11 protein-coding genes are annotated in these 12,698 nt (G+C 41.9%); 8 read left to right on the plus strand and 3 right to left on the minus strand.

From position 1 onward, the window contains the following. Window positions 1–59 precede the first annotated feature (59 nt). On the minus strand, window positions 60–1,391 hold the full coding sequence (locus OCU77_RS23430) for an MFS transporter (RefSeq protein WP_048899640.1): 1,332 nt from the start codon (window positions 1,389–1,391) through the stop codon (window positions 60–62). Window positions 1,392–1,774: 383 nt separating this feature from the next. On the opposite strand from OCU77_RS23430, the gene OCU77_RS23435 reads away from it, so the two are divergent. The 3 genes from OCU77_RS23435 to OCU77_RS23445 are packed head-to-tail and all read left to right on the plus strand — an operon-like array spanning window position 1,775 to window position 6,665. Beyond that, a complete protein-coding gene (locus OCU77_RS23435) occupies window positions 1,775–3,031 on the plus strand; it encodes an ABC transporter substrate-binding protein (protein ID WP_084711826.1) in 1,257 nt (418 codons plus the stop codon). Between the two features lie 5 nt (window positions 3,032–3,036). After that, a complete protein-coding gene (locus OCU77_RS23440; protein ID WP_144414920.1) occupies window positions 3,037–5,400 on the plus strand; it encodes an ATP-binding protein in 2,364 nt (787 codons plus the stop codon). Continuing rightward, window positions 5,397–6,665 carry a sigma-54-dependent transcriptional regulator gene (locus OCU77_RS23445; protein ID WP_048899643.1) on the plus strand — a complete coding sequence of 423 codons (1,269 nt, stop codon included), beginning with the start codon at window positions 5,397–5,399 and terminating at the stop codon, window positions 6,663–6,665. The genes OCU77_RS23440 and OCU77_RS23445 overlap by 4 nt, the downstream gene beginning before the upstream one ends. Window positions 6,666–6,706: 41 nt before the next feature. Here the strand turns inward: OCU77_RS23445 and OCU77_RS23450 are convergent, their stop codons facing one another. Then, window positions 6,707–7,615, minus strand: a complete 909-nt coding sequence (locus tag OCU77_RS23450; RefSeq protein WP_048899644.1) for a LysR family transcriptional regulator — start codon at window positions 7,613–7,615, stop codon at window positions 6,707–6,709. 91 nt (window positions 7,616–7,706) lie between these two features. Between OCU77_RS23450 and OCU77_RS23455 the strand changes: the two genes are divergently transcribed. The 5 genes from OCU77_RS23455 (at window position 7,707) to OCU77_RS23475 (ending at window position 11,932) form a co-directional block, all read left to right on the plus strand. Further along, window positions 7,707–8,372, plus strand: a complete 666-nt coding sequence (locus tag OCU77_RS23455; RefSeq protein ID WP_048899645.1) for a CatB-related O-acetyltransferase — start codon at window positions 7,707–7,709, stop codon at window positions 8,370–8,372. A gap of 93 nt (window positions 8,373–8,465) precedes the next feature. Beyond that, complete coding sequence (locus tag OCU77_RS23460; RefSeq protein ID WP_048899646.1) at window positions 8,466–9,455, plus strand: permease; 990 nt, start codon at window positions 8,466–8,468, stop codon at window positions 9,453–9,455. 37 nt (window positions 9,456–9,492) lie between these two features. Then, entirely contained in the window at window positions 9,493–9,741 is a 249-nt protein-coding gene (locus tag OCU77_RS23465) for a thioredoxin family protein (RefSeq protein WP_048899647.1), read from the plus strand. Window positions 9,742–9,881: 140 nt separating this feature from the next. After that, window positions 9,882–10,406, plus strand: a complete 525-nt coding sequence (locus OCU77_RS23470; RefSeq protein WP_048899689.1) for an RNA polymerase sigma factor — start codon at window positions 9,882–9,884, stop codon at window positions 10,404–10,406. Window positions 10,407–10,552: 146 nt separating this feature from the next. After that, window positions 10,553–11,932 (plus strand): hypothetical protein, encoded by a 1,380-nt coding sequence (locus tag OCU77_RS23475; protein WP_048899648.1) that lies wholly within the window; start codon window positions 10,553–10,555, stop codon window positions 11,930–11,932. A 36-nt stretch (window positions 11,933–11,968) separates the two neighbouring features. On the opposite strand, the gene OCU77_RS23480 is transcribed toward OCU77_RS23475, so the two are convergent. Then, on the minus strand, window positions 11,969–12,682 hold the full coding sequence (locus OCU77_RS23480) for a nucleotidyltransferase domain-containing protein (RefSeq protein ID WP_211320097.1): 714 nt from the start codon (window positions 12,680–12,682) through the stop codon (window positions 11,969–11,971). Window positions 12,683–12,698: the final 16 nt, after the last annotated feature.

Consider the following 12,698-nt stretch of genomic DNA (forward strand, 5'->3'; position numbering starts at 1 on the left):
AGAGGCTGAGATTATTGATCTCAACCTCCATGGCTTTTATTTGTTGTTTCAATATTTTGTTAGATTACTTCTGAACTAGCGAGTTTATTTTTGTTATTAGAAGCTGTGTCTTGTGATTTTCTTTTATCAAGTTGAATAATTGAACATGTCAGTACGATAAGTATTAATGCAATACAGCCAAGGATCATGAATACGCCATTCCAAGAGTATGCAGATTCAATCATCGCAATAGGCGCACCGGCTAATGCTGCACCTATGTAAGTAATACCGCCTTTTAAGCCTGTAGCAGCACCCGCACCATCAGCATGTGACGCTTCAATAATACCTAGTGCAAACAACATTTGCGGAGCATAAATACCAGCACCGATAACAAAGAAGCAGCCTGAGACTAATAAGTAGCTTATATCAATAGTCAGTACGACACCCACCATGCCTGCAACTAAAATAAAGGAATAAATAAGTATAGTTTTCCAACGGTCGGCCCCAAAAAGTTTGTCGGAGATAATACCTGATGTTAAGCCACCAATAATGCCACCTGCCTCAAACCAAGCGACAAGAGAATTTGATTTAACAAGATCCCATCCTAGCTCTTTAACGAAATAGACAGAGACCCAATCGTTCGTGACAGTACGGATAATGTAAATACAAAGGTCACCACTGATAGCTAGCCAAATAATAGGGTTGGTTAAAATATAGCGCTTGAACATCACCCACATGGTTAAGCCAGCTTCAGATCGCTTGTTGATTGCGATTTGTTTTGCATCGCCTTTCCATTCACCTACGTTCGGTAAGCCATAGGTTTCAGGTTTATTGCGCATTAGCCAGAAACAAATGACAGCTTGGAGGGCAGTAATTGCTGCTGGTACATAAAACGCGTAACGCCAATCACCTGTTGCTGCAATAACGGCTGAAGCGATAAGTGGCGCCAATGCACCGCCTAGGTTGTGTGACGTGTTCCAAATTGAATACCAACCACCACGTTCTGATTTTGAATACCATTGGCTGATTGATTTCGCGATAGGTGGAAACCCACACCCTTGTACAACCGCTGTTAAACAGTAAAGAGCCAACAACATAGTTACGTTTTCTGTCATGCCGATACCGACATTGATAATTGCAACTAGGATAAGAACAGAACCAAGAAAGGTGCGAGGATTGATGCGATCAGCAACCAAGCCAGAGCTAAATTTAGATAGCCCGTAAACGATGTAATAAATAGAAGATGCTGCACCAAACTGTACTACTGTCATACCCAAGTCTTCCATAAGAAGAGGGGCTGCAGCGGCAAATGCTTTTCTGGAAATATACATGACGGTATAGGTCAAAAAAGTCGCTAAGATTATTTGCCACCGAAATTTTCTATATGTTGCATCTAACTTAGATGTATTCATTTCTTATTAATCCTATTGAATGTGTTAAATATGGATTGTTAGGCCAATAAAAGAAGACCTTAATATGTAAACTCTTTAGGGGTAGCCCCGTATGAAGAGAGATAATAAGATGAAAAAATGAATCAACAAGAGGGTGTATTTGGGAAAGATTTGTCCCAAATCATTATTTTTATGAGGCAAAAAAGCACATTTTTAAATGTAGGAACTAAATGATTACGTCATTTACCAGGCAGATGTTTTTTATATGTCCCTTTATGGGAACATTCAGTGTGGAATCGATTTTATACTTATTTACTGAAGTTTGACCTGACACACAAAATGAATGAATATAATCATTAACATTGCTGATAATTATTACAGCACAGATATGAAGCAAAGTTGGTATGAGTAGATTTTTTCTTTTCCTTTTTTTTATATCAATATCCACAATGGCCTTAGCTGCAAAAGAAAAGCCGATTGTGATTCTAACAACATTTTCTGAAGACTCTATTTCACAGATAATTAGTAAGTTCCAGGATATTAATCCTAAGATAAATGTTGATATTATCTTTCGTCGTAATCGTTCAGCTATTCGATTATTGGAGCGTGAAAACTCAAGCAGCGTTGATATCATCATATCGTCATCTTCAGTGCTGTTTCATGAGTTAGAAGGAAAAGATAAACTTCAATTAATTGAGAATGAGAATCAAACGCCAGACTGGCTAAAACCTCATATTTTGGAAATGTCAGGCAAGGTTACAGCTTTTGCCTATTCGGGTTTTGGTCTTATGTATAACAAGGAGTACTTAAAAAGTTATCATTTACCCATTCCTCATACTTGGAAAGAACTGTCTGATGCTCAGTATTTTAGCCACCTGACCATGAGTACGCCTACGCGTTCTGGTACAACAAGCCTAATGGTAGAAAATATATTGCAAAACTATGGCTGGGATAAAGGTTGGCAGCTTCTCATGAAGATTGGAGGCAATATTGCTTTTATATCGTCTCGAAGTTTTGGTGTGAGTGAAGCAGTTTCTCAGGGGCTTATTGGTGTAGGCCCAGTTATCGATAACTATGCAATTAATAGTAAAAGGAGTTTCAACTATATCGATTTTAATTACATACCTCATTCGATATTAATGCCAACTTATATTGCGATTACAAAAGACAGCAAGGCGAAAAAAGATAGTCAAAAAATTATAGATTTCTTGCTATCAGAGCAAGGGCAAAAGCTACTTGAAACTACATCGATAACCAAGTTTTCCTTAGCGCAACCAGAATTAGCCAAGAAAACGCGTGTTGTACTCAACAAAGCGCTGGTCTACGACCGTGATGGGCTTATCTCGTTACTGTTTGATCAAGCGATTACCGAGCAATTACATCAGCTGAACATAACGTGGCAGTCCATATACCAACTGGAAAAACAAGCACTGTCCGATGAAAATCAGAGAAAACTTGAGCAAATTAAGCGCTATGCGACAAGAGTGCCTGTATCTGCTAGTCAAGCGCAGTCAAAAGATTATTTAGCATTGTTTACACATGCAGGTGCCGCTCGAAGCCTTGATCCTGCGGTCGCTGAAGAAGTGCGTCGTTGGCAGCAAGCGCTCAATGATAATTTAGTTAGAGCAAACCAGCTCATTAATGAAATCAATCAAGAGTAATCATATTGCCTAAGTTTCCTAATACTCTCAGTTCCCGACTTGTTGCTGCATTTACTTGTATTCTGCTGATGGTCTTTTTTATCAGCTTAGTGGCTTTTACTACTTGGAATATGCTTGATGATAAAGTTAATACGATGCTTGATAATAATATGCCATCGTTAAAAGTAAGCTATCAATTAGAGCGAAATAGCACACAGTTACAAGCGTATTTAAATGAAATTCACGGAACTAGAAATATCATTAGATTAAACCAACTTGATGCAAGTTTAAAAAAGAGTTTAGAGGATATTAACCGTTTTACGGATGAATTAACGTATTCAAAGGTTATAAAAAAATTAAGGGATGAGTACCAACTACTTGGCGTTGATATTCAAGAGTTTGTACCATTGCTGTCTGATAAAGTTCACGTGAAGCAAGAACTTGATAAAATATCAGAGCGTATACTTTGGCTTCATCAAGATATTGTTGATGAAGTGAATCCGCTAAGACAAGAAATCGAGTGGCAAATTACCAGTGAGAGAGTACGCTTAAGCCCAGAAAAGAAATCCATTTTATATGATGACTTTACTACGTTACAAATGATGACCCTTAAGGAAAATGAGCTTGTCTCTTTAGTGAATGAACTTGTTAGGCAATATAAGCAACGTAACTTGGAAAGCGCATTCCATTTTATTAGTTATAAAACTGATGAAATTAAAATGTTGAGTGAGAAACTGGAAAATAACGCAGCGAGCATTACTTACCGACAGTTATTGCTGGAGTTCTTCGAACTTGTAAAACCAAATGGCACATTGCACAATAATCTCAAAGCGCTAAAGGTGCTCACTGAACAATCGAATCAACAAAGGCAAACCATCCAATCTCGCTTAGAGAATCAGCAAAAGCAAATAAAGAATTTGGTTAACAAGACCAGTGTTGAACTGGCAGGGATTAAGCTAAGTACTAGAAATATCATTGAAGCAGGTAATGTATTTCTTATCATTGTTTTAGTGTCAGCAATTTTGGTCAGCGTATTTATTTATTTTTATTTTGTCCGTAAGCGAATTGTACAGCGCCTATATGACTTGAGCATGAATTTAAACTCCGTTGCGGCAGGTGAGACCGAACAACTGATCCCAGTGACAGGTAGAGATGAGATTGGTTTACTCGGTCGAACGTTGAGTCAATTTTGTTTACAGCTTCAAGAAATCGAAAACACTAATGCGCTGAATCTTATTAATAACACTCAAGCAAGCTTGGTAACCTGCACCACAGAGGGGGTGATCGAGTCGATGAACTTCAGTGCCCGTAACTTATTTAAACTCTGTCATAAATCTTTTGAGAAGGATTACATTTGGGGTCTGTTTGACCCTAGTTATCACTATCAGTTGAGAACGCTTTTTTCGCCTGAAAGCACCTTATTGGTTAACGGGGCATATACAATAACCTTGGCCATAACTGGTGAAGGTGAGCAAGTTCAATACTTTAGGCTGGACTTACGTGTTTATTATCAAAACGCATCACCCAAGATCATCATTACGCTAACAGACATCACAGAGCACGAGAACATTGCCCGTTGGCTTGAGCAAAAAGTAGAAGAAAAAACCCAATCATTAACACAAACAAATGCAGAACTGCATTGCCAGATTGAAGAGAGAAAGCGTGCTGAAAAAAGCCTTGTTGCCACGCAAGAGGAACTGATTCAAGCGGCTAAAATGGCCGTTGTTGGACAAGCGATGACAACCCTCGCACATGAATTGAATCAACCTCTTTCTGCGCTTTCCACCTACATCTATACCGTGCAGATGACGTACAACCGAGATGACTACCCAGATATTTATAACACCATGGATAAAATGGACGAGATAAGTGATCGCATGGAACAGATCATTACAAATTTGCGGGGCTTTTCGAAAAAGACGTCATTCACTAACCCTGCCGTTGAGGTCAATCTTTATCAAGCCGTTAATAATGCAATGGGTATCGCGGATTCCAGAGCGAGGCAGCACAATATTATATTGAGTAATCAGCTTGGTGAGGATTGCAGTTGTATTGGCGAGCTTATCCAAATTGAACAGGTTATTGTTAACTTACTCATTAATAGTTGTGATGCTTTAGCGCCTGTTGCTGGAGATCAAGGTGTAGTCACAATAAGCCAATTAAAGTGTGCTCAAGACTCATTAATGTTGGCTTGTAGTGATAATGGCCCGGGTTTTGACCACACCATTATTAATCAAATTTTTACCCCGTTTACGACAACAAAGGAAGTGGGCTTAGGTCTTGGCTTGAATATCTGCCATTCGATAATGGACCGTTTAAATGGTTCAATTCAACTCGCATCAACACTAGAGGGTGGTGCAATGATAGTTTTGGAGTTTCCGATACAATGATTTTAGGTGATGATGTTCAAGTTGTGCTTATCGATGATGATCAACATGTTTTAGACTCAAGCCAACATCTATTACAGCTTGCAGGATATAAAACGAAAGCATTTTTAGACCCGTATAAAGCGCTGCAACAAATTCACTCTAATTGGTCTGGCGTTATCCTGACTGATATCTATATGCCGACGATGAGTGGTATGGATCTTATTGATAAAGTTAAGGCCATCAGTCCTCACTTGCCCATCATTACCATAACAGGTCATGGTGATATTGAAATGGCAGTAGAGGCAATACAAAAGGGGGCATGTGATTATCTTGAGAAACCGTTAAAGCCCAAAAAGTTGTTAAGTTTACTTGAGAAAGTCATCAGTGAGCGCTCAAAAGTGGTCGAACAATGGCATTTGATTGAGCGAGATTTACCCAAGAAATTGCTAGGTAAAAGTGTCGAAATTGTAGAGATACGAGAACGCATTAAGTTACTGGCAACAGCAGATAAAGATGTCTTGATCATAGGAGAAAATGGGGTCGGTCGTTATACCTCAGCGACGTTATTGCATGAACTAAGTCCAAGGCATCATGCCCCTTTAATATTTAAAGCAGGGGAGAGTTTGACCACAGTTTTGGAATTAGAATCTGTTATTAAGGCGGCGGAGAATGGCACTGTGATCCTTAGTGAGCCAAGTAAAATGGCCGAGGCGGTTCAGGGTTATATGAGCCGTTATCTTCTTGGACAAGAAAGAACAGGGAAACATACTGTAAAGTTCATTACTATTTTTAGTCAGCAGCCTGAATTAGCTTTACAGGATCATGCGCTGATGCCTGAGCTGTATTACTTGTTAAATAATGCCAGATTTTCAATACCACCACTAAAAAAGAGAAAGGAAGATATTAAGGTTCTCTTTAAGCATTTTTTGAAAAATAGCTGTTTGTTACTGAGTAAAGATGTGCCCAAAGTCGATAGCTCTTATTTAAATACACTCCATGATCATTGTTGGCCCGGAAATGTCAGAGAATTAAAGAGTGTTGCGGAACTGTATGCGATAGGCATTGTTAAGCTTTCAACGGCTGAGCGAGTATACCCAGTAGAACAAATGGATGGTGCACTTGATGAGTTAGTGGAAAAGTATGAAAGGCAGCTAATAGAAGATGCCTTATATCTGTTTTCAGGGCAAATCAATGAAGTATCTAACTACCTTAAGATCCAACGCAAGAAGTTATATTTGCGCATGAAAAAATATGATCTCGATAAAGCGAACTATAAAAGAAACTAAAATTGCCATGACATTAGAGGGTGATGCCACCCTCTGTTCGCTTAAACGCTCTGCAAATGTTCTTTGAAATACTCCACTAACAGCTTGGTGCGTTTGGGTAAGTACTCTCGTTTGGGATAAAGAATATACAGTGGCAATATCGGGTCTGTTTGCCATTGTGGTAAGAGTTGTACTAGGTTCTTGCGTTGTGATGTCGAGAGTTTAGACAGTGCAAATTCGTCTAACATAGCGACACCAGTGCCACACATCATGGCATCGACCATAGCCCCCACCAGATTTACACTGAACGCACTTTGCAGTTTAACCTTTACTGCTTCTTTGGCGTTTTCGCTGGTAAAGGTCCATTTATCTAAGGTGAACTCGGTATTGCGATACAGTATGTGGCGGTATTTAACGAGCTCAGTGGGGTGGGTGATCCCCCCGTGTTCTTCGATATACCGCTTATGGGCAAACGGCTTGCAATATCGCGCCCGAAGGAAATGGCCCACATACCCTTCGGGTGGTGTCTCTGTTAGGTAAAATGCCACATCAAAGCCAGATTCAATTAAGTCGAGTGGCTTCTCCGTAAAAATCACCTCAATGTCTAATTCAGGGTAATGTCGACTCAATTCAGCCAGAGGCTCGGTCAGGATTAAAGAACCAAAGGAAGCAGAAGCCGCCACGCGTAATTTACCTGCGATTTGATCGGTATCGCACAAGGACTCATTTATATTTTCAGCTTTTTCAAATAGTGATTTAACTTGTTTGTAGAAGTTAATCCCGTCATGGGTCAGGTTGAATTGGCGTGTTGTTCGTTGGATTAGCTGAACCGATAAAATGTCTTCCAGCTGTCTTAATTGACGGCTGGCATGTGCATTTGAGCATCCAAGTCTGTTTGCCGCCCCCGCAATGCTTTTCTCTTCACATAGCGCAATATAAGTTGGGATATAAGGTAGCCACTTTATTTCCATATAGTAATTCTGTGTATCTAAATGAGCTCTACTAGAAATAATAGGGATTATCTAGACTCTCGACAATCTTATTTAACACGAGGGTTTTAAAATGGACGCATTCAATAGTTGGCTTGAAGGCCAGAACTTAAAACAGCAGGTTAATCATCCCAACATTGAAGTCGGTGAGCATAGCTATTACTCGGGGTTTTATCACGGTAAATCGTTTGAAGATCAGGCGGTACGTTACCTCTTGGGTGATAAGTTTACGCAGTCTGCTTGGCAAAGCGGTGTGTTTGGTGACGTCGATAAACTGCGTATCGGTAAGTTTTGCTCTATTGCTTCGGGAGCCACTTTTATGTTGGCGGGTAACCAAGGCCATAGGATCGATTGGATCTCCACGTTTCCTTTTTCAGCCGATGTGTTTGGTGAGGGAGTGAAAAATGGTTTTCAACGCGCGGGGGATACGGTGATCGGTAATGATGTGTGGATTGGCAGCGAGGCCATGATCATGCCTGGGGTGAAGATTGGTGATGGTGCTGTGATTGGGGCACGTTCGGTGATCACTAAAGATGTTGCACCTTATTCAGTGGTTGTCGGTAATAACGTGGTTGTGAAGAAGCGTTTTACTGAACAAGCTATTCAATCGTTATTGCGAATTCAGTGGTGGAATTGGCCGTTACCACAACTTAAGGAGGCGATGCCTTTGCTGTGTAGTGGTGATATTGATGCGCTCGAAGCTTATGGTTTAGCGCATTGTGATGTGACTATGGTGTGACTTGCATTAACGACATCATCTTTTTTGAAAAAATTGTGCATCCTTTTCCTGCTTGATACGTGTTATTAGCAAACCGGCGATCAGGATGCACACATGTTGGAAATCTTTACTCAGTTAGCCGACTGGCTGACCTATTCTGTTTTTAATTTAACACCCGGTACACCTGTTGGGAGTGGGGTGCATTTCTTTATTGAAGACACCAGTAAAATCTTAGTGTTATTGGTTTGTCTGATTTATGCCATTGCTTTTATTCGCGCCAGCTTGAGTGTCGATAAAGTACGAGATTACCTCCAAGGTAAGCATAAAGGGGTTGGGTACTTTTTAGGTTCTACTTTTGGTGCAATCACGCCATTTTGTTCGTGTAGTTCTATTCCGTTATTTATGGGCTTTGTATCGGCACAAATTCCTATTGGGGTCACGATTGCGTTTTTGATCACTTCGCCTTTGGTCAACGAAGTGGTTGTCATCATGCTGGGCAGTTTGTTAGGTATCAAGTTTACCGTGATGTATGTCGCGATAGGGATGCTATTGGGCATGATAGCGGGTGTGGTGCTAGATAAATGCCAAGCACATCGCTGGCTACAGCCTTTCTTAGCCAAAGCCTATCAACAAGCTGGGCAGATACAATCGCAGCCACAATCGAAAGAGCAAACTTCCCAAGTGATGACCATGAAAGATCGCCATGAGATTGCAACGGCTGAAACGAAGACGATTTTCGGACGGGTGTGGAAATGGGTGATCATTGGGGTTGGCTTGGGCGCCTTTATTCACGGTTTTGTACCTGCTGAATGGTTCGAACAAAACCTTGCCAGTGGTCAATGGTGGACTGTGCCTGTTGCCACCTTAAGCGCTATTCCTATTTACGCGAACGCGTCGGGTGTTGTGCCTATCATGGGGTCTTTGTTGGACAAAGGCATGCCAATTGGGACCACATTGGCATTTTGCATGGGGGCGGTTGCCGTGAGCCTGCCTGAATTTATCATGCTGAAACAAGTGATGCGTTATCGCTTATTAGTGGCTATTGCAGGGTATTTATTGATTGCTATTTCGATAACAGGTTGGCTGTTTAATGCCTTCTATTGATGCTTTTTACCAATGCTTTTACTAAAAGGAATACACAATGAAAACAATTCAAGTTTATGGTTCAGGTTGTAAAAACTGTACCGTTACCGCAGATCGTATCACCGCTGTTGCGGCTGATCTGGGTCTTCATATTCAGCTTGAGAAAGTCACCAGCCTAGAAGCCATCATGCTGGCTGGCGTGATGAGTACCCCAGGTGTAGGCATTGATGGGGTGATAAAACATACGGGTTCTGTGCCATCTCTTGAGCGAGTGCACGAATTGCTAACGGAAGATGTTGTAGCCTAATATTTGTCACGTACTGGTGCGTATTCGCGCTCTATAACGGGCGCAATAATCAATGAAGTCGCTTTGTCTAAAACCGCTTTCGGTGAGGGCACTGCGGCTTTTGTGTTTTCTTTAAGATTGGTATCGCGATGAAGTGCCTGATGAAAGCATGGGGTGAAGCTGAGCCGCAGCTATATCGCTGGCTACTAAAACAGACTCAAAGCCAACATGAAACTGAAGATATTATGCAAGATGTGTTTCTTAAGGGAATGCGTAATCGCGAGCGTTTTTGCGACTTACAAGATGGTAAGTCGTGGTTGTTTAAAGTTACTAAAAACCATTTTATCGACAATGTTCGCCGCAAAGTGGATGTCATCGACACTGAGGAGTTAGAGGCAAATACTAAACTTCCTCCGGTCATGACACAGTTACAAACCTGCTTACCGCGAATTTTACCCTTACTGACTGACGAAGAGCGACACATCATTGAGCATTGTGATCTGAATGGTATGGCACAGCATGAGTATGCCAAGCGCCATCAACTCAGCTTAGCGGCAACTAAAGCCCGTTTACGTCGCGCACGATTAGTGCTTAAAAGTAAGCTGATCTCCGAATGTAAAGTGATACAAGACCACACAGGTGTCTGTTGCTTTAAAAGGCTAGGTGTTTCGCCTGATGATGGTTAACCTCGCTGATATAAGGCCTACTTGCCCCTTGGGTTACGCTAGCAAGGTATAATGTTTGATGAAAACTGCGCTACATCATTACGCATAATATGAATATTGGTAGCCTAGTGAGCAAGGTGTGCACTGACAACAGTGAAGGATAAAGGGTGAAAGACGTCGTATTAGTGTTTGGTGGGTTAGGGCACCCTAAGTCATCTGTTGTCACTTTGTACCAAGACCTGTTGCAAGCATTAAGCAATCAGTACGCACTTATCGCGATAGACCCAGCGGTATCAGCCCCTGCTGTGTTAGAAAGCTCTCAGTTTAATTTCCCTTATGATGCACGTTATTCAACCTTTGAACATTATCTGGCACATTACTCTGAGCAGCATGATCTAACCGCAACTCCTGCTCATATTGCTGCTGCTTTGATCCTCACGCCAGTGGGTAGCCACCTTTCAATTATTAAGCAGCTGAGCGCTTCAGTGAATGTTGATCAGCTTTTATTTGTGGTTGAAAAGCCGTCTTTTTCGCTCTCTGAAGTTGATGAAGGATTTAATAACGTACTGCCTGAGTTAAAGCGGCAAGGTGCGCGCTTTTACTTCATTGATACCGCCTTGGTTTCTCCCTCATTGCAGGCTTTGTTTACTTGTCAGTCGTTTATTCAAGAGCTGTTCACTCCCAATAATTCAGCGGATCACGTGTTTTCTATCAGCCAACTTGGAATGCCAGAGAAAATTGTCGCCATCGCTTGTGATAACCCAGTCGACAGTATTGAAGCACTACAACAATACCGGTTTGATCACCGTATTGAGCTGCTGAACGCCAGACAACTCCTGCATCCGTCTAAAAGTGGCGGGGCTGGTTTTGGTTTTGATATGGGGATCCATGCCATTGCTGGTTTGGTACGTTATCTGCAACTCGCTGGTATGAGTGACGCCGAGGTTATCTTTGATTATGTGACTGCCGAAGCGATGACGCACCCTAAACTGGAGCGTTCGCTAGGGGCTGAAACACACCTATACGCGACGGGTACAATAACGTGGCCACATCCTCTCCATATCGACAAGCCGTGCCTGAAAAGCCATCCTCATTCAGCTCAATGCTGCCGCTTGAGCCTTGAGGCGGGTAAAGGCGGAGATATTTGGGACAGGCGCTTAGAACTGCATTTTAAAGACACTGTGGTTGCAATTGGTTTTGGTACGTTAGCCCATCCTCCTTACTTGTGGCGCAAGGACAACAATGGCACAGCACTTCGCACCTTTGATGTACGGGGAGCGGGTTATGCCATGCATTTTAATGATATTTTGTTTGCTCTCGGTGTTGATTGCTCACCAATTTTGACATGCGAAGACAGTGAGACATTAATGTCTAAATCGATGAACCTATTAAGTGCCCTGTTTGACTCTCTGGGGGATACCCTAAGTGAGAAAGAGCGTAATATCAGCAAGAAGGAACAGCACTCGACACCTTTGCTTACGCCAACACAAAGGGTGATTCGCAATATGTTGGCCCAAGTGCTGGATGAACTCGTGGAACAGCCATAATGTTTTTCGTTACTTAACGCTAACTGTACACCCTGTTTAAGCGGGGTTGGTAGAAGCTTTCTCTTGTGTGGAGGAAGAGAGTTTGGCTGCTAATCGCTTAATGTAGCCTTTGGCTAGGTCATTATTACCACGGCTTAGCCACTTAATGCATTCAAATAGCTCCCAAATTAATCCTTCATCGCCATGATCGTAAACAGGAAAATCTTTATGCTTAGGGGCTGGTTTGTCTGTGAGTCGAGCAGCAATTACCTCACCTTTATCAAAAAGCACTTGGAACGGCTTGGCGATCTCGACCTTCTCTTCGAGATCAACACAGTGGATCTCGATGCTGGTGAGATCCTCTAACAGGTACTTTCGAAAGCTGGCTGTGTCGTTTATAGGGCTTGTGAGGGTATAAGCGATTGCTTTGTCCGATTCAAATTCTTGGTAAGCATGCGAAGCCTTTTTATGGAAAGCGTTGCGTGTCAAAAGCAGAATATCGGCATCAGAGATTCTATCGCCTTTCCCCCCAGCTAACGAACCGACAAGCACTGCGGCAACCACATCTTCATGCTTTTCAAATGCCTTCAAACAAGAGGCAATCAACTGGCGTTGGAGAGGTAAATGCTCAAGTCCCAACTTATCAATGATTGCGGGGATATTGGTGTTTATTCGGGCTGGTGGAGAATAGCGGGGCTGTGGGTATCGGTATGCTTGGTCTTGCTCTGTGGTGCGAAGTAGCTCTGGTATGTAATCGAAATAGGTATTCATAGTTTTACCAACCTTT

Source organism: Photobacterium swingsii, from assembly GCF_024346715.1.
Lineage (GTDB): Bacteria > Pseudomonadota > Gammaproteobacteria > Enterobacterales > Vibrionaceae > Photobacterium > Photobacterium swingsii.